At 58.8% G+C, this 20,105-nt stretch carries 20 protein-coding genes; 11 read left to right on the forward strand and 9 right to left on the reverse strand.

Annotated elements, in window-relative coordinates; translation table 11 throughout:
- Positions 1 to 7 precede the first annotated feature (7 nt).
- Positions 8 to 871 carry an MBL fold metallo-hydrolase gene (locus GHN92_RS20035; RefSeq protein WP_133144705.1) on the forward strand — a complete coding sequence of 288 codons (864 nt, stop codon included), beginning with the start codon at positions 8 to 10 and terminating at the stop codon, positions 869 to 871.
- 208 nt (positions 872 to 1,079) lie between these two features.
- On the opposite strand, the gene GHN92_RS20040 is transcribed toward GHN92_RS20035, so the two are convergent.
- Both GHN92_RS20040 and GHN92_RS20045 read right to left on the reverse strand, forming a co-directional pair.
- A complete protein-coding gene (locus GHN92_RS20040; RefSeq protein ID WP_016783575.1) occupies positions 1,080 to 1,973 on the reverse strand; it encodes a PA4780 family RIO1-like protein kinase in 894 nt (297 codons plus the stop codon).
- A 126-nt stretch (positions 1,974 to 2,099) separates the two neighbouring features.
- Positions 2,100 to 2,894: a helix-turn-helix domain-containing protein gene (locus tag GHN92_RS20045; protein WP_095020828.1), complete on the reverse strand. Its 795-nt coding sequence runs from the start codon at positions 2,892 to 2,894 to the stop codon at positions 2,100 to 2,102.
- A gap of 82 nt (positions 2,895 to 2,976) precedes the next feature.
- On the opposite strand from GHN92_RS20045, the gene GHN92_RS20050 reads away from it, so the two are divergent.
- Positions 2,977 to 4,029 carry a bile acid:sodium symporter family protein gene (locus GHN92_RS20050; protein WP_095001064.1) on the forward strand — a complete coding sequence of 351 codons (1,053 nt, stop codon included), beginning with the start codon at positions 2,977 to 2,979 and terminating at the stop codon, positions 4,027 to 4,029.
- Positions 4,030 to 4,079: 50 nt separating this feature from the next.
- Here GHN92_RS20050 and GHN92_RS20055 read toward each other — a convergent pair whose 3' ends face one another.
- Positions 4,080 to 5,354 (reverse strand): acetyl-CoA C-acetyltransferase, encoded by a 1,275-nt coding sequence (locus GHN92_RS20055; RefSeq protein WP_133144706.1) that lies wholly within the window; start codon positions 5,352 to 5,354, stop codon positions 4,080 to 4,082.
- A 122-nt stretch (positions 5,355 to 5,476) separates the two neighbouring features.
- Here GHN92_RS20055 and GHN92_RS20060 point away from each other — a divergent pair, with 122 nt between their 5' ends.
- The 7 genes from GHN92_RS20060 (at position 5,477) to GHN92_RS20090 (ending at position 12,436) form a co-directional block, all read left to right on the forward strand.
- A complete protein-coding gene (locus GHN92_RS20060; protein ID WP_133144707.1) occupies positions 5,477 to 6,829 on the forward strand; it encodes a 3-oxoacyl-ACP reductase in 1,353 nt (450 codons plus the stop codon).
- A 3-nt stretch (positions 6,830 to 6,832) separates the two neighbouring features.
- Positions 6,833 to 7,687 (forward strand): MaoC/PaaZ C-terminal domain-containing protein, encoded by an 855-nt coding sequence (locus tag GHN92_RS20065; RefSeq protein WP_095001061.1) that lies wholly within the window; start codon positions 6,833 to 6,835, stop codon positions 7,685 to 7,687.
- A gap of 202 nt (positions 7,688 to 7,889) precedes the next feature.
- Positions 7,890 to 8,195: a nucleotide pyrophosphohydrolase gene (locus GHN92_RS20070; protein WP_153380917.1), complete on the forward strand. Its 306-nt coding sequence runs from the start codon at positions 7,890 to 7,892 to the stop codon at positions 8,193 to 8,195.
- Entirely contained in the window at positions 8,192 to 8,941 is a 750-nt protein-coding gene (locus GHN92_RS20075) for a methyltransferase domain-containing protein (RefSeq protein WP_130872250.1), read from the forward strand. The genes GHN92_RS20070 and GHN92_RS20075 overlap by 4 nt, the downstream gene beginning before the upstream one ends.
- Positions 8,942 to 8,964: 23 nt before the next feature.
- Positions 8,965 to 9,579: a DUF4136 domain-containing protein gene (locus GHN92_RS20080; RefSeq protein WP_095019795.1), complete on the forward strand. Its 615-nt coding sequence runs from the start codon at positions 8,965 to 8,967 to the stop codon at positions 9,577 to 9,579.
- 28 nt (positions 9,580 to 9,607) lie between these two features.
- Positions 9,608 to 10,195: a DUF4136 domain-containing protein gene (locus tag GHN92_RS20085; protein ID WP_133144708.1), complete on the forward strand. Its 588-nt coding sequence runs from the start codon at positions 9,608 to 9,610 to the stop codon at positions 10,193 to 10,195.
- A 234-nt stretch (positions 10,196 to 10,429) separates the two neighbouring features.
- A complete protein-coding gene (locus tag GHN92_RS20090; protein ID WP_153380919.1) occupies positions 10,430 to 12,436 on the forward strand; it encodes a pilus assembly protein TadG-related protein in 2,007 nt (668 codons plus the stop codon).
- Between the two features lie 128 nt (positions 12,437 to 12,564).
- Here GHN92_RS20090 and GHN92_RS20095 read toward each other — a convergent pair whose 3' ends face one another.
- Positions 12,565 to 15,309 (reverse strand): PAS domain-containing sensor histidine kinase, encoded by a 2,745-nt coding sequence (locus tag GHN92_RS20095; RefSeq protein ID WP_153380921.1) that lies wholly within the window; start codon positions 15,307 to 15,309, stop codon positions 12,565 to 12,567.
- Entirely contained in the window at positions 15,299 to 15,742 is a 444-nt protein-coding gene (locus GHN92_RS20100; RefSeq protein WP_133145178.1) for a TadE/TadG family type IV pilus assembly protein, read from the reverse strand. Before GHN92_RS20100 ends, GHN92_RS20095 begins: the two co-directional genes overlap by 11 nt.
- Positions 15,743 to 15,813: 71 nt before the next feature.
- Between GHN92_RS20100 and GHN92_RS20105 the strand changes: the two genes are divergently transcribed.
- Together GHN92_RS20105 and GHN92_RS20110 are read left to right on the forward strand one after the other, a co-directional pair.
- Positions 15,814 to 16,287: a prepilin peptidase gene (locus tag GHN92_RS20105; protein ID WP_095001053.1), complete on the forward strand. Its 474-nt coding sequence runs from the start codon at positions 15,814 to 15,816 to the stop codon at positions 16,285 to 16,287.
- Between the two features lie 117 nt (positions 16,288 to 16,404).
- Positions 16,405 to 17,187, forward strand: coding sequence for a response regulator transcription factor (locus GHN92_RS20110; protein ID WP_095001052.1), 783 nt, complete (start codon positions 16,405 to 16,407; stop codon positions 17,185 to 17,187).
- A gap of 155 nt (positions 17,188 to 17,342) precedes the next feature.
- On the opposite strand, the gene GHN92_RS20115 is transcribed toward GHN92_RS20110, so the two are convergent.
- Genes GHN92_RS20115 through GHN92_RS20130 form a run of 4 tightly spaced genes read right to left on the reverse strand, consistent with a single transcriptional unit; the run spans position 17,343 to position 20,101 of the window.
- Complete coding sequence (locus GHN92_RS20115) at positions 17,343 to 17,609, reverse strand: DUF3613 domain-containing protein (protein WP_095001051.1); 267 nt, start codon at positions 17,607 to 17,609, stop codon at positions 17,343 to 17,345.
- Positions 17,610 to 17,626: 17 nt separating this feature from the next.
- A complete protein-coding gene (locus GHN92_RS20120) occupies positions 17,627 to 18,316 on the reverse strand; it encodes a lipopolysaccharide assembly protein LapB (RefSeq protein WP_095001050.1) in 690 nt (229 codons plus the stop codon).
- Positions 18,317 to 18,330: 14 nt separating this feature from the next.
- A complete protein-coding gene (locus GHN92_RS20125) occupies positions 18,331 to 19,215 on the reverse strand; it encodes a type II secretion system F family protein (protein WP_095020823.1) in 885 nt (294 codons plus the stop codon).
- A 1-nt stretch (position 19,216) separates the two neighbouring features.
- The gene (locus GHN92_RS20130; protein WP_095001048.1) at positions 19,217 to 20,101 is read right to left on the reverse strand and encodes a type II secretion system F family protein; all 885 of its coding nucleotides are present in this window, start codon (positions 20,099 to 20,101) and stop codon (positions 19,217 to 19,219) included.
- Positions 20,102 to 20,105: the final 4 nt, after the last annotated feature.

The raw sequence follows: 20,105 nt of genomic DNA on the forward strand, positions 1-20,105 counted from the left end.
GCCCCTCATGCATCCCGAAATTCAAGGTTTCTTCGACCCGGCGACGTCGACCGTGAGCTACGTGGTCCATGCTGCTGGCAGCGTGGAGTGCGCAATCATCGACCCGGTGCTGGACTACAATGCCGCCGCCGGGCGTATCAGCACCGTCAGTGCCGACGCCATCGCCGCTTTCGTGCAGGCTGAAGGCCTGAAGGTGCAATGGCTGCTGGAGACCCACGCCCATGCCGACCACCTGTCGGCCAGCGCTTACCTCAAGCGCAAGCTGGGCGGTCAGATCGGCATCGGGGCTGCCATCACCCAGGTCCAGGGGGTGTTCCGCGATATCTATAACCTTGAGCCGGAATTCAAGCTTGATGGCTCGCAGTTCGATCGCCTGTTCGAGCCCGACGAGCTGTTTCATATCGGGCGACTAGAGGTGCGGGCGCTGCATGTGCCCGGCCATACCCCGGCCGATATGGCCTATCAGGTAGAACACCACAGCCTGTTTGTGGGCGATACCCTGTTTATGCCTGATGTGGGCACCGCCCGTTGCGACTTCCCGGGTGGCGATGCGCGGCAGTTGTATCAATCGATCAAGCGCCTGCTGGCATTACCTGAGTCGACCCGCCTGTTTATGTGCCATGACTACCCGCCAGCCGGGCGCGAAGCCTGCTGGTCGACCACGGTGGGTGAACAGCGGGTAAAAAACATCCACGTCAATGACAGCATCGACCTGGCAGGTTTTGTCGGCATGCGTACGGCCCGCGATGCCACCCTCGGGGTTCCGGCGCTGCTGATTCCGGCGATTCAGGTCAATATTCGTGCAGGCAACCTGCCGCCTGCGGATGACAGCGGCCTGTGCAGCCTGAAGATTCCGCTGAACCGGTTTTGAGCGCCCAAACACTTGCCAGGAACAGGGCAGCAGCGGTTTTGATGAGCGGCGCATTACCCGTGGGAGCTGGCTTGCCTGCGATGCAAACACCGCGCTCTGACAGGTAAAACACGGTGATTCCATCGCGAGCAAGCCCGCTCCCACAAGAACCCGGGCAGCCCCAGGCGCATAAAAAATCCGGCCTGAGCCGGATTTTTTAGTTAGCCAATTACTGCATCCACGGGGGTGGTGGCTCTTCAGCCTTGCTCGGTGGCGCATCATCGGCAGCACGCACTGCCTGGCGGAAAGCTTCGTCCAGACGTGCAGCTTCGATTTCGCGCATCACCCCGCCGACATCTGCCAGCTCGTCCGGCTCGTCAAACTCGCCCGTCAACACACTGCCAGGGTGCAGGGTGGCAGCTTCGTAAAGTGCCCACATTTCCTTGGCGTACTTGGTCTTCTTCAGTTCCGGCGCAAAACGCCCGAAATAGGAAGCCATGTTGCCCACGTCACGCTCCAGCATGTTGAAGGCGTGGTTGTTACCCGCCGCATCGACCGCCTGGGGCAAGTCGATGATGACCGGGCCGGTTGGCGTCAGCAAAACGTTGAACTCGGACAAGTCGCCGTGAACCAGCCCCGTACACAGCATCAGCACGATTTGCTGAATCAGGAACTCGTGGTACTCGCGGGCCTGATCCGGCTCCAGCACCACGTCATTGAGACGCGGAGCCGCATCGCCGTACTCGTCCGCCACCAGTTCCATCAACAGCACGCCTTCGAGGAAGTCGAACGGTTTAGGAACCCGCACACCCGCACCGGCCAGGCGAAACAGTGCCGCTACCTCGGCGTTTTGCCAGGCATCTTCGGTTTCTTTACGACCGAACTTCGAGCCCTTGGCCATCGCTCGGGCCTGACGGCTGTTGCGAACCTTGCGACCCTCCTGATATTCGGCGGCCTGGCGGAAACTTCGTTTGTTGGCCTCCTTGTAAACCTTGGCGCATCGCAGCTCATTGCCGCAGCGGACTACGTATACAGCTGCTTCCTTGCCACTCATGAGTGGGCGCAGCACCTCGTCGATCAGACCGTCTTCGATCAGGGGTTCTAAGCGTTTTGGAGTCTTCATCAGCTTTTATTGTGGGTCCTTTATTACCAAACACGCGAATGTCATTCGTTATACGGCAATCCACTCACCACGGGGAGAGGGCAAACGATTTGAATGATAGACGAGCAACACGTTTTGAGCACCGACTTAACCCTGTCGAAACAAGTCACCCGGGGTAAAGCCGAACATCTTTTTAAACGCCGCAATAAACGCCGACGTTGATTCATACCCGCAAGACAGCGCCGCCCGCGTGACATGACCGCCCTCCTCCAGCACCCGTAACGATGACAGAAGACGCACCCGCTGCCGCCAACTGCGGAAACTCAAGCCTGTTTCACGTTGAAACAAACGCATCAGGGTTTTTTCGGACATCCCCAGCCGATCCGACCACAGGCCCAGGTTCGCCTCGGCATCAGGGGTTTCGACCAGCTCATTGCACAGCACCAGCAAACGTTCATGACGGGGCAACGGCAGTGAAAAACCGACCTCGGGCAGGCTTGCCAACTGGTCCAGCAGCACCGCCACCAAGCGTTGCTCGCAGCTCCCGTCCTCGGGGTAGTCGACGGGCAGCGCACAAAAGCTTTTGATCAGCTCCCGGGCCAGCGGCGTGACCTCCAGTACCCGGCACTGCCCCGGCGCCCATTGGCAGTCCTCACGGCGCACATAGAGGCTGCGCATTTCAGCGCGCATCGAGGTGATCACTTCATGCTCCAGCCCGGCCGGAATCCAGATACCCCACTGCGGGGGCGCAAAAAAACTGCCCTCGTCGGTATGTACGCCCAGCACACCACTAATGGCGTACGAAAACTGCACCCAATCGTGTCGATGGCGCGGCGTCCACGAGCCCGCGCCCAGGCTTTCGGCCCGGGCATACAGGGGTCGTGGCAGGGCATCGAGTACCGGAATGGCACGCGGCAGCCCACGTTGTCCGTTTGGCGGCATTGATTGGCCTTATATCGCAAGACGACAGATTGCTGCGACGTTAGGCTAAGTCATCAATTCTTACAATGTTGCGGTGCCAACAATGCCTGTACTCAAACATCTCAAACGAATGTTCACCGACTGGTTTCTGTGCGGCATGCTGCTGGCGACTTTCCTGGCCTATGTGTTTCCGCATTTCGGTAGCACTGGCGGTGCAATGCACGCGGAATGGGTGATCAATATCGGAGTGTTTCTGGTGTTTTTCCTGCACGGGGTGAACCTGTCCAGTGAGCAGATCAGTCACGGTCTGAAAAACATTCGCCTGCACGTTATGGTGCAGGGCTTTACCTTTATCGTCTTCCCGCTGATCTGGGTGGTCGCCAACAAGCTGTTGGGCGCCCATATCCCGCCGCTGCTGATGTTGGGATTTTTCTACCTGTGTGCCCTGCCCTCGACCATCTCCTCGTCGGTGGCACTGACCGGCAGTGCTGGAGGCAATGTGCCGGCAGCGATTCTTAACGCCAGCCTGTCCAGCGTGCTGGGGATTTTCCTGACACCCTTGCTGGTCAGCTTCGTGGTGGGCAGCGGCGCAGGGGGCATCGACCTGGGTTCAACCCTGCTCGACCTGTGCGCCATGCTGTTGCTGCCGCTGGTGCTGGGCCAGTTGGTTCGCCCGCTGTGCGGACGCTTTTTTGCCCGGCACAAGCGCTACACCAATATCTGCGACAAGGTGGTGATTCTGCTGCTGGTTTACGCCGCGTTCTGCAACTCGATGGTCTCGGGCATGTGGCAACAGCAGGGCAGTTCGGTGATTGTCAGTGCATTGGTCGGCAGTGCGGTCCTGCTGGCGATTATCCTGTGGATGACCACCCGCACCGCCCGCGCCCTGAAATTCAGCACCGCAGATGAAATCGCTGCAGTGTTCTGCGCCAGCAAGAAATCCCTCGCGGCGGGTGCGCCGATGGCGGCCCTGATTTTCGGGGCCAACCCGGGGCTGGGCCTGATTTTATTGCCGATCATGATCTACCACCCACTGCAGTTGATTGTGTGTTCGGTGATGGCCGAGAGTTATGCCACGCGCAGTCGCGCAGAAGCCAAACACAACAACATCTCGGGTGGGAGCGGGCTTGCTCGCGATGCCGACGCCACGGCGTAACAGGCACACCGCATTGCGCCCATCGCGAGCAAGCCCGCTCCCACAGACGGCTATCGCTCAATTATTGCAGTAACACCCTGCCCGCCCGCCGCGCAGATCGAGATCAAACCTCGACTCTGCCCGGCGGTGGCCAGCAGCTTGGACATATTGGTCACGATACGCCCGCCCGTCGCCGCAAACGGATGACCCACCGCCAGGGAACTGCCCTTGACGTTGAGTTTGCTGCGATCAATCGCCCCCAGCGCTGCATCAAGCCCCAACCGGCTTTTGCAGTAAGGCCCATCCTCCCAGGCCTTCAAGGTGCACAGCACCTGCGCGGCAAATGCCTCGTGAATCTCGTAGTAGTCAAAGTCCTGCAAGGTCAGGCCATTACGCGCCAGCAGCCGTGGGACGGCGTATACCGGTGCCATCAATAACCCTTCTGCACCGTGTACGAAATCTACAGCAGCTGTTTCACCATCGCGCAAATACGCCAAAACCGGCAAGCCGCGCTCCCTGGCCCATTCTTCACTGCCCAACAAGACCGTCGACGCACCATCGGTCAGTGGCGTGGAGTTGCCCGCCGTCAACGTGCCCTTGGCGCTGCGCTCGAATACGGGCTTGAGGGCGGCCAGTTTCTCCAAGGTCAGGTCGGCACGCAGGTTGTTATCACGGCTCAGGCCCATAAATGGCGTAAGCAGATCATCTTCCCAGCCGGCGTGGTAAGCCGCCGTCAGTGCCTGATGGCTGTGCAGCGCCAGCTCGTCCTGCTCAACCCGGGGGATGTTCCAGGTTTGCGCCATCAACTCGCAGTGCTGGCCCATCGACAGCCCGGTGCGAGGCTCGCCGTTGCGTGGAAATTCGGGCTTCAAAAAGCCCGGACGCAATTGCAGCAACGCCTTGAGCTTGTCCACAGGTGCCTTGAGGCGGTTGAACTGCAGCAGCCATTTGCGCAGCCCGTCATTGATGCCGATCGGAACATTGGAGGCAGAGTCCACGCCACCGGCAATCCCGCACTCGATCTGCCCCAGGGCAATCTTGTTGGCCACCAGCAATGCCGCCTCAAGCCCTGTACCGCAGGCCTGCTGCAAGTCATAGGCCGGAGTTTGCGGCGACAGCCGCGAGCCCAGCACACATTCGCGGGTCAGGCTGAAATCCCGCGAATCCTTGAGCACCGCCCCGGCCACTACTTCGCCCATGCGCAACCCGTGAAGGTTGTATCGCTCGATCAGCCCTTCCAGCGCCGCCGTCAGCATGTCCTGATTACTGGCAGTCGCATAAGGCCCGTTGGCGCGAGAAAACGGGATTCGATTACCACCAATAATTGCTACACGACGCAGACTCATACGATTCACCCTATTCTCTTAAATCCATTAATCGTTACCAGCGTAGGCCTTATTGCCGATAACGAACGACCACGGTCTGTTTGTGGTCAACCCTTTGAACCCCACCTGTCGGAGAGTGTTCCATGTCAGACCGTTATATCGACTTCGTCAACTCATCCCTCGGCCAGCGGCTGGTCGGCGCGTTGGGGCTGCCGTCACCGGGACGACTGGAGCGCTGGCAGGCCGGGCGCCTGCGCCCCGTCGAAGGCCCTCTGCTGATTGGCGGCGGTGCGCTTGCCGCACAGGTGGCCCGCTTTGGCGGCAAACTCACCGATGCGGTGTTCAGCTATGGCCCTGAACCCTTGCATGCCACACCGTGGATTCCAGGCCAGGGACCAAAGCTCAAGGCCGTGGTGTTTGACGCCAGCGAGCTGTTGCACACCGGGCAGCTCAAGCAACTGCGCGAATTTTTCCAGCCGCTGCTGCGCAATCTCGAGCACTGTACCCATATGGTGATCCTGGGCCGTGCCCCTGAAACATTAAGCGACCCTTTTGCCGCCAGCGTGCAACGTGCGCTCGAAGGTTTCATTCGCTCGTTGGCCAAGGAGTTGCGTAACGGCAGTACCTTGCAACTGCTGTATATCGGCGAGGGGGCCGAAGATCAGCTTGAAGGCGCACTGCGCTTTTTTCTCTCGCCAAAAAGTGCCTTTATCAGCGGCCAGGTGCTGCGCCTCAAGGCCTGCGCCAACCAGGTGCAGGACTGGACCCGCCCCCTGGCCGGGCGCAAGGCACTGGTTACCGGTGCGGCCCGTGGCATTGGCGCCGCGATTGCCGAAACCCTGGCCCGGGATGGCGCCGAACTGATCCTGCTCGACGTGCCGGCCGCCAAGAGCGATCTCGATGCGCTGGCCGCGCGCTTGGGCGGGCACAGCATCGCGCTCGACATCTGTGCCGCCGATGCCGCAGAACAACTGACCGGGCAACTGGCCGATGGTATCGATATCCTGGTGCACAACGCCGGTATCACCCGTGATAAAACCCTGGCCAATATGACCCCGGAATTCTGGGACTCGGTACTCGCCGTTAACCTCAACGCCCCGCAAGTGCTGACCAAGGCCCTGCTTGATAGCGGCACCCTGCGCGATAACGGCCGGGTAATCCTGCTCGCATCCATCAGCGGTATCGCCGGCAATCGCGGCCAGACCAACTACGCCGCCAGCAAGGCCGGGCTGATCGGCCTTGCTCAGGCTTGGGCAGCGTCGCTGGGCGAGCGTGGTATCAGTATCAATGCCGTGGCCCCGGGTTTTATCGAAACCCAAATGACCGCGCATATTCCCTTTGCCCTGCGCGAAGCGGGACGACGCATGAGTTCGCTGGGCCAGGGTGGCCAGCCCCAGGACGTCGCCGAGGCTGTGGCCTGGCTCGGCCAGCCGGGTTCGGGCGCGCTCAGCGGCCAGGCACTGCGGGTGTGTGGCCAAAGTATTCTGGGAGCATAAGCCATGACCGTGAAATGGCTCGACCTCAGCGGCCCACCGCACTTGCCCGCGCTGTACGCCCATGCCGCGGCCCGGCGCAAGATCACCTCCAGCCCCTTGCCGGAGCAAGGTCTGCGCTGCTGGGTCGAGGTGGAGCCCAAGGCCCTGGCGGCGTTTCGCGATGTTTGCGACCTGGTGCCAAGCCCATTGCTGCCGCCCACTTATCCACACATCCTGGCCTTCGGTCTGCAAATGCAGTTGCTGACTGCCAAGGACTTCCCCTTCCCGCTGCTGGGGCTGATTCATCTGACCAATCGGATCCGTCTGCTGCGCCCGATGGGCAGCGTGACGCAGCTGCGCATCGGGGTATATGTACACAACCTGCAAAAACACCCCAAGGGCGCGACCTTCGAGGTGGTCACCCAGGTTGACGATCTGCTGGGGCCAATATGGGAGGCCGAAAGCACCCTGCTGTGCAAAGGCGTGGAACTGCCGGGCGACCTGCCCCAAATCAACGATCCTGCGCCGGTGGCCCTGAGCGAACTGACCCGCTGGTATGCCCCCGCCGATATTGGCCGGCGTTATGCCAAAGTCTCGGGCGACTACAACCCCATCCACCTCAGTGCCGCCAGCGCCAAGCTGTTTGGCCTGCCCAGTGCAATTGCCCACGGCCTGTGGATAAAAGCCCGAACGCTGGCGGCACTCAATTCGCACCTGCCGGCGGCCAATGTTGAGGTTTTTGTTGCCTTCAAAAAACCGGTGCGCTTGCCCGGCGAAGTGATTTTGCTCAGCAGTGAGGCGGGTTCCAGTGGCGACTTCCAGCTCAATGGCCATGACGGCCTGGTGCACTTGATCGGCAACTGGCGACCGGTTAGCTGACCACCCCCCTGTGGGAACGGGCTTGCTCGCGATGGCATCCGCGCGTTTTACCTGTTAAACCGCGGCGCCTGCATCGCGAGCAAGCCCGTTCCCACAGAGGATGGCATGCGAGCCGAAAATCCCGCCGGGCTGCCCGTGCCTTTCACTTGCACCAATCCCCGTTCGGTCGCAAGCTTTGCGCCTTCTGGAGAGCACACCCGCAATGAACCTCGACGAAATAACCCGACGCATGCATCGCATCCGCGATAACAACGACTGGAAGCAGTTCCACAGCCCGAAAAACCTGGCCATGGCCGCCAGTGTCGAAATGGCCGAGCTGGTGGAGATCTTTCAGTGGCTGAGCGAAGACCAGTCACGCCAGCTCCCTGCCAACAAGCTCACCCACGCCGGCCAGGAAGTGGGCGATATCGTGCTGTACCTGGTATTGCTTTGTGCCGAACTGGGCCTGGACATGAATGAAGTGGTACGTAATAAACTGGCCGACAATGAAAGGCGTTTCAACAAATGAGTGACCGTCACTTCGATCAACTGGCCACCCGCTTCGCCGAGAAAATCTACGGTGGCGCCAAGGGTGCGATTCGTCTGGCCGTGCTCCAGGCCGACCTGCAGGAAACCCTGCCCAAACGCCCGTTGCGGGTGCTGGATATCGGCGCAGGGCTGGGCCATATGTCCTTGTGGCTGGCCCAGCAAGGTCACGATGTGACCCTGGCCGAACCGGCCGCGCCGATGCTGGAAGGCGCCCGCCAGCGGTTTGCCGAAGCTGGCCAGACTGGCACCTTTATTCAAGCTCCGTGGCAGGAGCTGCTGGGCCAACTGACCGAGCCCTACGATCTGGTGTTGTGCCACGCCGTGCTGGAGTGGCTGGCCGAGCCCCACGCGATCCTGCCGGTGCTGCATCAATTGACCGCCAAGGATGGCTGGTTGTCGCTGGCGTTTTACAACCGCGACGCGCTGATCTATCGCAACTTGCTCAAGGGGCACTTTCGCAAGATGCGCAAGAACGACATGGCCGGCGAAAAACAGAGCCTCACCCCGCAGCAGCCACTCGACCCACGGGAGCTGGCCATAGCACTCGAAGGGCTGTGGCAGGTCGAAACCCAAAGCGGCGTGCGGGTGTTTCACGATTACATGCCAGTGGAGTTCCAGGCCCGCGCCGAGCTTGAAGCCCTGGTTGAAATGGAGCTGGCCCACCGTCGCCACCCTGCGTTTGCCGGGCTGGGACGTTATCTTCATTGGGTGTGTCGCCCGGTTTAAATCGCCCTGCGGGGGAGAGCATGATGTATCGCCGCGTTGCCTTGATCGTTTTGAGCCTGGGGCTGGGCGCTTGCCAAAGCCCCAACCCGTACACCGCCACCTCAATGCCCATGCCTCCGGCTCCGGCACAGGCAGCCAATACCCTGGACTTGAGTGCCTACCCGGCCCCGCCACGGGATTACGGGCGCTACCAGAGCTGGGCCTGGCTCAATGGTCGGCTGCCGGTTGGCACGGCATGGGCCGACTCGGCGCAAATCGCCGAAGCGGTTAACAATGCCCTGGACCAGCGCGGCTTGCGCCCGGCACAACCCAACCGTCCGGCGGATCTTTGGGTCAGTGCTGATTTGCACACCGAAAAACGCTTGCGCCAGGTACAGGACGACTATGGTTACGGGGCCGGCTACGGCAGCGGTTACGGCCGCTACGGCAGCCAATACGGCATGTACAACTCTGTCCCCGTCATACGTACTTATGAGGTTGAGGTCATGGTGGTTCGACTCAACCTGTATGACGGTAAAACCGGCCAGCCGGTGTGGAGTTCCAGTGCAGAAACCAGCAGTAAAGGCAGCCTGAGCGAACGCAGTGACGCCCTGCGCGAATCACTGAACAAGGCAGTACAGGCTTACCCTCCCCATTGAGTCTCAATAGTGAAGTGGAGAAATCATCATGCTTCGTCGCATTGCATTACTGGGCCTGGCCCTGCTGCTCAGTGCCTGCGAAACCATGCAGGTCAGCCATGATTACAACCCTGCTGTCGATTTCGCCCAGTTCCGTACCTGGGCCTGGAAAGACCCTGCCGTGCAATACCACCCCAACAACCCGATGCTTAGAAGCGACCTGACCGAGCAACGCATTGTCCAGGCCGTCAGCAGCCAGCTGGACCAGCGCGGCCTGCGCCCGGTAGCGGCAGGCAGCAAGCCGGACTTGCTGGTGCAAACCTGGCTGATCGTGGCCAACCGCCAGGAGCAAGTGGTGACCAACTACGGCTACGGTGGCCCTTGGGGTGGGCCGTGGGGGGGTTACTGGGGCGGCCCGTGGGAAGGTTACTGGGGCGCACCGATGTATAACGAAACCCGCAACGTGGTCTACCAGGTTGGTACGCTGCAGATCGATCTGATCGATGCCAAAGACGGCAAGCTGGTGTGGCGAGGCAGTGCAGAGAAAGTCGTCGACAGCAGCCCGACCCCGGCTGAACGCAGCGCTGCAATCCAGCAAGCAGTCACCAAGATCCTGAGTACGTATCCGCCTAAGTAAGTTACGCAGCATTAACTTGCTCACGATGTATATAAGTAAGTTGGTATTAATACTTTCGTGAGCAAGTTGGTTTTTACACTGTTTTTATGACCACTTGTCGTTGTCTTTTGATTAACCGCTCACATCGCGCTTATAAAACTGGCAACTGGCCAGCGCACCGATCACTTCTTGTCTACACTCGCTGAAACTTTGGAGAGTTAGCGCTGGGCACTGTTCCAGCATCAGGAGTGCTCGATGTCTCCCCAACTACGCGGTATGGGTTTTTATGGTCCCCGGCAGCAGCATGGCGCAATCGGCCTCATGGCTGCCGTGACGCTGGGCATGGTGCTGCTGTTTATGCTGCTGGTGGTCGACAGCGGGCGCCTGTACCTGGAGCAGCGCAAGTTGCAGCGCGTGGCGGATATGGCGGTGCTGGAGGCGGTGAGTCGGGGCGGTAACTGTGCTGGCGCCAGTACTGCTGCCGGTTTCGCCAACCAGAGTGCCACTCGCAACAGCTTCACCCCCGGCAGCGTGCAAAAAGTAAACACCACTTGCGGCACCCTGAGCACCAACAGTAGCCAGTTGCGGGTATTCACTGCCGACGCAACCAAATCCGATGCCATTCGCGTAATCGCCACCACCACTGTACCGACCAGCGTGGCCGGGGGCTTGTGGAGTATGTTTTCCAAAAACGGGTTTAATCTGAATACCAATTTGACGGCGAGTGCGGTGGGGAGCAATGGTGGGGCGCCGTTGGCGCAGTTGACTATTCGAAATACAACACTCACCGTCGATAGCAGTAAGTCGAAAATACTGAGTTCACTTTTTGGTGGTCTGCTTGGTGGAAACGTGTCTATTGATGCAGCAGGTTGGAACGGCCTGATAAACACCAAGGTAAATTTGCTTTCTTACATGAACCAATTGAAAACCGATTTAAATCTTAGCACAGGAGGGTACGACGAGGTTCTAAAGTCCAACATTGAAGTCGGAAAATTAATACAATCCACCATCAACTTACTCGACCCAAACAACACGTTAAGCACGACTACAACGATAGCAAGTCTTAGAGCATTAAAATTAGCTGCTGGCACAACAACCGTGGTCCTTGGCAAAATTTTGAACATCCAAAGCGGCACATCAAATTCCGCACTAAACATCGATATGAATCTATTCGACCTCATTAGCGGATATGTACAACTCGCTAACAAAACCAATGGATTGACAGCAGCGTTCCCTATCGACTTAGGCATTACAAAAATCACTGCCCGCATCCAGGTTCTTGAGCCTCCGCAGCTTTCAGCTATAGGTAACCCCGCATTGGCCGTTTTGGAGACAAAAACCGGCCCCCATAGTATTTATGTTAAAACAGCACAAATACGCACGGTGGTTTCTGTAGAACTTCCTGCTTTATCAACTGTACAGAAAATACTAGATGCAGTATCTAGCTTAAGCTCTGCCCTTGTAGGCACGCTAAGAAACCTTCTGAATTTGAATATAGTGGGCACACTGGAGTCCCTTAGCTGCGCACTGGGTGCCAAGTGCACATCTCCTTCACTCCAACTACTCAGCAACACTATCGATATTTATATTGATGCTCCTAGCGCCGAGAGCTATGTAAGTGCTTATAGCTGCGCCAGCGAAACTACCAAAACCTTAACTGCAACTACCAACACATCTCTAATAAACATAAAACTCGGCATCATAGACAAAACGCAAGCATTCCCTGGCAGCACAACTAACCCCCAACCATTGACTGTCGTTCCACTTCCGGTGATTGACATTGGGACCATTTCCTGCGGAACGCCTTTGCTTCCTCTTTTTTCGCCAAGAACCTGCGACCCTAGGATACCGTCAATAGGCGGGGGCGTTGGAATTAGCCTCGACACCAGTGTCGGAGCAAACTTGAAACAACCTTACACTTATGGCCCTGCAAACTTATTACCGGTAGGACAAACCCCGCTACCTCATACTTACAGCACTAACGGAATAGTTACGAGCTTAGGCAACACACTAAATGGAATAAAAGTACACATCTACCAGCCAATACAAAACAATATCCTTGGTGTGCTAATGGCAAGCTTAGACAGTCTTCTTACAACCCTTACCCCAATACTGATTAGTACTATAAACACCGTACTGGGTCCTGTACTCGACAGAATAATTGACACTCTGCTATTGAGTTTAGGTATCGACTTAAATCAAGTTGAAGTGGGCGCCAACCTCTCCTGCAACCAGGGTGGCCGCGCCCAGCTGGTGCTTTGACCTAAAGGGAGTGCAATACCTTGTGGGAGCGGGCTTGCTCGCGATTCAGGCACCTCGGTACATCTGATATACCGAGGTGATGCAATCGCGAGCAAGCCCGCTCCCACATGAAGGGTGGAACGCTGAATTCAGGCTGCTACCACCGGCAACTCCACACAAAACCGCGCGCCATGCTCGGTATTGCTTACACTCAGCCGCCCGCCCATATTGTCGATAATGCCGTAACTCACGGACAACCCCAGGCCGATGCCCAGGCCGATGGGCTTGGTGGTGAAAAACGGTTCGAAGATCCGTTCCAAAAGCCGCGGATCAATCCCACCCGCATTGTCGTCCACCCGCAGGCGCACACTCTGCGCATCGGACTCAACACTCAGGGCAATCCAGGGCACAAACTCCTGGTCGGTTTCACGCTTGCTCATCAGCGCATCACGGGCATTGACCATCAGGTTGATCAGCACTTGCTCCAACTGATCCACATGGCCGCGCACCTGCACAGCGCAAGCCTGGCCCTCACTGCGCAATTGCACACCCTTGCCCCTCAAGCCCTCACCCAGCAAGGCTACAGAGCCTTCCATGGCCTGCGCCGGGTTGAACACTTGCTGTTCGATTTCGGAACGACGGCCAAACACCCGCAAGTGGTCTACCACCCGCGCCGCACGCTGGATCTGACCGTCAATACGGGTGAGTTTGTCTTGCAAATAATCGATCTGCGCATCGCCATTACCCAGGCGTTTGAGCACGTTGACCACGGCCATGCGCATCACGTTCAGCGGCTGGTTGATTTCGTGCGCCAGCCCCGTGGCCATTTCGCCCAGGGTGGCCATTTTCGCGCTGTGGGTCAGTTGCTGTTGCGAGCGACGCACTTCGGTGTTGTCGCGGCCCACGGCCTGCACTTCAAGCAAGTTACCCTGCTCGTCGAAAATGCCCCGGTCCGACCACACCCACCAGGCATATTCACGCCCCGGCAGTTGCAGGCTGATTTCCGCCGTGCTGACCGGTGCCTGCGGAGTCAAGCCGGCAATACGCTGCACAAAGGCCTCGCGCTGCTCAGTGGATAGCCAACTGCTCAGGTTGATGCCCGGCAGTTGCGCAGTGGTGCATTCCAGGTAGCTGGCCAGCGGCTGATTGCCGAAGGTCAGGGTCAGATCGGGCAGGTAACGGCAGATCATCGCCGGTGAGTCCTCAACCAGTATCCGATAACGCTCCTCGCTGTTTTTGACCCGCTCGGCCGCTTCGGTGGCTTCGGTGATATCCAGCCACAAGCCGACCACTTCTACCGGCAAACCAAGGTCGTTACGCAACAGCTTGGCCTCATCCAGCAACCAATGATAATCGCCGCGCCGATCGCGCAGGCGATAACGGTTGCGGGCGCTGCCTTCGCGCAGCAACTGCCGGGTACGGCCAAAAAACTGTTCGAGGTCATCGGGATGGACCCACTCGATCAAGGTTTCACTGGTACATTCCTCCAGCGTCCAGCCCAGTAAAGGCTTGAGGCTGTCACTGAAAAATGCCGGTACCAGCGCGCCTTCAACATAACGCTGTACATAAATCACCGCCGGGGAACTGGCGATCAGGTTGTCCAGCCGCGCATGGGCGGCGGCGACTTGTTGCTGCTGGTTTTTGATATCGCTGACATCCAGCATAAAACCTACGATGCGCCGCCGGGTGCCGCTGCCCAGCACCTGGCCCTGAATCCGGTACCAGCGGGCAGGCTCTGTGGCCTGTGGCTCATGTACCCGGGCAAACAGTAATAATTCTTTGCCATGTTCCAGCAGTTCATTGAAGCGACCGCTAAGTTCATCCCGGTCAGCCGGGTGAAACAACGCCAGCCATGCCTGGCGGGTCATGGCCTGCGGCTCGGCCACAGCGTCCAGGCTGATGGCCAGTTGTGGAGCCAGTTCCAGCAGTTCGCTGGTACTCGACCATTCCCACCAGCCGGTGCCCAGCAGGCCTTGCAGGGCTTCCATGCGCTCGCTTTGCTGCAGGTGCTGCTGCTCACGTAAACGGTCCAGCAGTGGTGCGGCCAGGGCAGCGCACACCTGCATCCAGTCGCTTTCACTCATTTGCGGGCCGTGCAGGGACGCCGGGTAAAACCCCAGCATCAACCAGGCACACAAGCCTTGCTGGTCGCTGTAAGGCACCAGCACACCATCGGCATTGCCAAACAAATCGTTTAATCGCGGGTTACCGTCGCGCTCGACACGCTGGGGTGACGTTCCGCCAAGCGGGTCGAGCAGGCTGCCAAGGTTTTGTTCGGGCAGCCACAGTTGCGGCGCATCAAAGGCGTGATACGTGCTGTGCATATACCAGGAAGCCTGCGGGTCTTCGCGCAACGCCAGCGCCATGCACGGCACACGCCCATGCTGGGCGACGCTGCGCAGTGCTTCGTGCATCACCTCGGACAGACGCGACGCGCTGCACTGGCGCAACTGCCCGGCCAGCCCCAGGATCAGTTGCGTGCAGCGCTCGCGGCTGCGGGCCTGCTCACTGCCAAGGCGCAGGTCGCTGATATCCAGCAACTGCAAAAGCCAGCTGCCCCCCTGGGGTTGCACCCAGCCCCGGGTATGCACCACACGCAGCCCCGCACACTGGAAGTCGAGATCAAGACTGTGACCAACCCAGTCTGCCGGTACGCCTTCAAGCGCCAGCGTGCTCCCCGGCACCAGATAGCTCAGGAGCAGGCGCGGTGAACCATCGTCGCTGCCCCGCGCCAGGCCGTAGCGCTGCAGGCCGTGGATTTCAATGACGTGCCCCAGCGGATCAAGCATCAGCTGGATACCCGCATGGGTGCGTGATTGCGGATCGGTGGATTCAGGCAAGCGCTCGTCGGTCCGTCCCAACAAGCGCCCGAACAGCCCTTCGCTAGGGGACAAGTTGAGCACTCGATTCGGCTTTCAAATTTGTTGGCAGGCTAGGCACTGTGATCGTTCCCAATTTGAGCACCGGCATGATGGTGGTCAACGCCGTAGCAGGCAGGGTCACACTGGCAGTCAGCACTTTGGTTGTCGGGTTATAGATCGCGGCCGGAACCAGACTGTCTTTAACCGCCTTAGGCACCCAGGTCAGTTTCTCGTTCAGCACGCTCTTGGCCAAGTCTTCCACCAGCCCGCCATAGTTGGCCGCCGTCGGATCCACCGCCATGCTGCGCCGCACCGCCTCGGCCGTCGCATTGTTGAATGACTGCACCAACAGCAGGGGCAAGCTGTAGCTGAGCACGCCATAAAGCACCGCAAAAAAAATCACAAACACCAGCGCGAACTCAATCGCCGCCGCGCCCTGCTGCTTTTTGCCAAGTCTTGTTTTCATGACTGCGTCTACCCTGACTGTCGACAGTAATATCATCATAGAATCATTGGTAAAAAACGGAGGCTCTTTACGTGATCCAGTTAGCTGTTGTGTTGCTGTGGTTTGTGGCCTGTTCCATTCAAGACCTGCTCCAACGCCATATTTCCAACTTCCTGACGTTGGGTGGCGCAGCGCTGGCGCTGCTGTATCTGCTGTGGACCGGTCACACCTGGCTGGGAGCAAGCGCAACCGAAGGAGGCTGGGCGCTGCTGATCGCGCTGGTACTGACACTGCCCGGTTATGCCTTGAACAAGCTGGGTGCCGGAGACGTAAAGCTGTTGATCGCCCTGGCGCTGACAACCGATCGTCCGACAATTCTTGGCACCGTTATCGGTGCTGGCATCTGTAGTGGCATCTGGTGGTTTTGTGCGTCAAAAATACTGCCGTCAATAAATCAACAAGTTAAGACGCTCTCGCTTGCAAAAGGCGCCACAGTGTCAAAAAAGCTTCCCTTTGCACCCTTCCTGTTCGGTGGTTTTACCCTGACAATGGCTCTGCTTCACTAGTCATTACGAGGGATTAATACCTTGTACATAGTCGTAAAGTAGGTCTACGTTTAATTCAATCACCGCAAGTATGTGGACCAAGATGTCCCTGATTGGTTTACCAGGAAGGAGAACCACGTGAACACGCCCAACCCCCTAATAAAAGTGCTCGTAGTCGACGATCAGTCGTTGATTGTCGAAGAACTGTGCGAGTTTCTGGAAAGCAGCGGTTACCGTTGCGTGCCTTGCAATACAACCCGTGAAGCCATTGATGCGTTTGTGGCCGACCCGCAAATCGGCCTGGTGCTCTGCGACCTTCACATGCCCGACATGAACGGCATCGAACTGACCCAGCAGTTGCAAAAACTGGCCGGCAAACACCGCGCCTTTGAAAGCATCCTGTTGACCGGTCGCGCCGATAAACAGGATGTGATCAAGGCCCTGCGTATCGGCATCGCCGACTACTATCAAAAGCCGGTCGACCTCAATGAGCTGCTCGAGGGCATCCAGCGCCAGGAAGCTATTTTGCGTGAACGCCACAAGAGCGATCAGCTGGGCCACCTGAACCAGAAATTGCAATTCCTGGCCGAATCCATCGATGACCTGTATCAGGACATGGAGTCCGCCCGGCGCCCTCCGCAAGCTGCCACTCACCCCTTGAACAGCCAGGAACCAGGTGAAGGCCCCTGGCAACAGATCCCGACGATCTTCAAACAGCTGTCACCACGCCAGCTGGACGTCGCCAAGCTGGTCAGCAAGGGCCAGACCAACTACCAGATCGCCTGTGACCTGGGCATCACCGAAAACACGGTCAAGCTCTATGTGTCGCAAGTGCTGCGCCTGACCCATATGAACAACCGCACCCAACTGGCCCTGGCCCTGTCGCCAAACGCCGGCGCCCATCGGCAAACTGCGCACTAGCTACCTGATCACTTCACTGTAGCGGTGCGAGTTGCCCGCGATACAACTGGCGCGGCGGGTGAGTGATGCCGCACCGCTGCCATCGCGGGCAAGCCCGCTCCCACAGGTTTTGCGCCGCCTACTGCCTGTGGGGGCCCGCTATTGCAGGAAAGAACTTATTCCTGGCTGGCCTTGCCACCCTCTTTCTGCCCGTAGTACTCGGGGATTTCATGTTTATAACTGTCCAGCCAGCGCTGCAGGCTGAGCTCACGCTCCGCCGGCGTAGCCGTTTGGTGGATGGGCGACTGGACGCTGCCGCTCACTTGCAATTGCAGCCAGTTCTCGGTTTGCTGCTGGGTTCTGGGGGTGGGGCCAGGCTCGATAGCCAGCGCACCCAGCGGCATCAGGGCCAGCAGCACCCCCACACGAATAGATAAAGTCATGGCAAACCTCCAACGCGTTATTTGACGACAGCCACCTGGTTGCTGGCGGTCCTGGCTTGAGCTTTCAAAGCTTGTGCCCGGTACTGGGCATCACTTACCTGTTCGGGGGTCAGGCCCGCGCGGGTTACCAGTTCTGCGGCCTGCTTCCACTGGTCCTGATAAATCAGCAAGGTCACCAGGTTCAATGCCGCCGGAGATTCATCCTGCTTGAGCTCCAGAGCGGTCAAAAACTCGAACCGCGCTTCATCAACCCGCCGTTGATTGAGATAAACCACACCCAGGTCATTGCGGATCTTGGCATCGGTCGGCGCCATTTGTGCCGCACGCTCCAGATGGGTGATCGCCAGGGCGTTGTCACCGTGCCCGGCTGCCAGTTGGCCCAGGCCATGCTCCCCTTCGGCTGCCAGGCACGACCCCAGCAACCCTTGATACAGCGGCCCGGCCTCATCGCGGCCCAACTGGCGATAAATCCGTGCCTTGCGCAGTTGTACCTGCGCCGAACCCTGTGGCAGGTTTTGCAGGTTGGCCAGGCTGGCGTGCAGCTTGCCTTCCTTGGCCATGTCATCGGCCAGGTTCAGTGACAGCTCCTGGTCTCCACTCAACTTGGTGCAACTGCCGCCCATGGCCATCCACGGCGGATTACTCTGACCTCCTGTGGCACAGCCGCCCAGCATCAGCAGCCCGCACACGACGATGACAGCTTTCATGTTCATACCCCTGGTCAAGAGAGAAAGGCTCGCGAGATAGCGACAAAACTCGGCCCGGCCAAGACGATCATCAAAGCGGGGAACAGAAACACCATCATCACTACCGACATTTTGGCGGACATCTTGGAGATATATTCCTCCATGCGGGTCAAACGACGGTCATCCAGCAGCTCCTTGAGTGCCTGCAATGACTTCATCGCGCCACCACCCTGCTGAATCAATTGCTGCAGAATCACGCAGGTGTCATTGAACTCGTCTACATCCAGCAGACTCGCGGTTTTGCTCAGTTCCTGATTCAACTCCAGCCCCGAGTCGACCCGGGCCAGAATCACCCGCAACTCACCGGTCAGTACCGGCAGCAGGTGCCGCGCTTCCTGGCTCAACACCCGCAGCGCCTGTTCGACTGCCATGCCCGACTCAAACAGAATGCGCAGCAACGGAATAAAGGTTGAAACTTCGATCGCCACTTCCTGCTGGCGCCTTTTTGCAGCATAGGCCAACAATCGCTTGGGGATCAGATAGCCCAAAGCCAGGGAGAACAGCATCACCACCAGCAGATTGCCCGAACGCGGAAAAAACAGCTCATAGCCCAAGAACACCAGCCCGGCAAAAGCTATCGGGGTGCCAACCTGAAAAGCGGCAAACAGCGAGCGCTGACTGGCGGTGCGCCAGCCGATGCGGTTGAGCAGGGTCTGGGTTTCGCTGTCCATCGACACCGAACGCTGGCCAAACTTGCTGTTGCCCACCGCCCGCATCCACAGGCTGAGCTTGCCGGGGCCGGTCTTGTCACCATCCAGGCGCTGCATGACCCGTTGCTGGCTCATGCGATCCTGAACCACGTTATTGATCAACAGCGCCATGGCGCCCAGCAGCAACACCACACAAATCAAAAAGGCCATGTCATACGCTCCGTACCATGCGCCACAGCGCCACACTGCCGATTATCTGCATGGCCATTGCGGTCAGGAGCATCTGCTGCCCTCCGCCGTCCTGCCACATCTTGAGCATGTAGCTGGGGTTGGTCACCATAAAGAAACCCACCACAAACACCGGCAACGAGCCCAATACCAGCGCCGTCATCCGGGTTTCACCGGTCATGGCGCGCAACTTGCGCGCCCCCTGCTCACGCTCGCGAATCAGCACGATCAGGTTCTCCAGCAACTCACTGGCGTTACCACCGTAGCGATGGTTGACCTTAAGCCCCAGGGCAAACATGCGAAATTCATCACGTTCATAAAGCTCGGCAAAGTCGTTCACTGCCTCGGGCAGGCTCACCCCCATCTGCACGTTGCGCGATACCCGGCTGATACTGCTTTTGAGCGGGTCGCTGGATGCCTCGATCGCGGTCAACACCGCATCGGCCAAGGTGCGTCCGGCCTTGAGGCTGCGCACGCAGTGATCGAGCAGCAATGGCAGTTGCTCAACCATGCGCCGAACCCGGCGGTGGTAACGCCAGCTGACAAAGAGTTTGAGCAGCACCGGCGGCAACACCAGCAACGCGAGCAAGAACACCCAGCCACCGATCAGGCCCGCCACAATCACCGCAGCGGCCCATAGCGACAGCCACAAACCCAGACGCTCTGAAGGGCGCCCCAGGCCTGCCTGCAAAAAAGCCCGGTCCAGCCAGGCCACGCCCTGGGCTTTCTCCAGCAACTGCGGCTGGCCTTCACCCAGACGCTCCAGCACACGGCCCGTGGTCGGGTCGGTCAGGGCGCGATACACCAGATTCAGCGATAGCGCGAACATCAGGAAACTGATGGTAAAAAGCAGTAAGGCCGGGTTCATATGC

It is taken from the genome of Pseudomonas sp. FSL R10-2964, assembly GCF_009600035.1.
Taxonomy (GTDB): domain Bacteria; phylum Pseudomonadota; class Gammaproteobacteria; order Pseudomonadales; family Pseudomonadaceae; genus Aquipseudomonas; species Aquipseudomonas bubulae.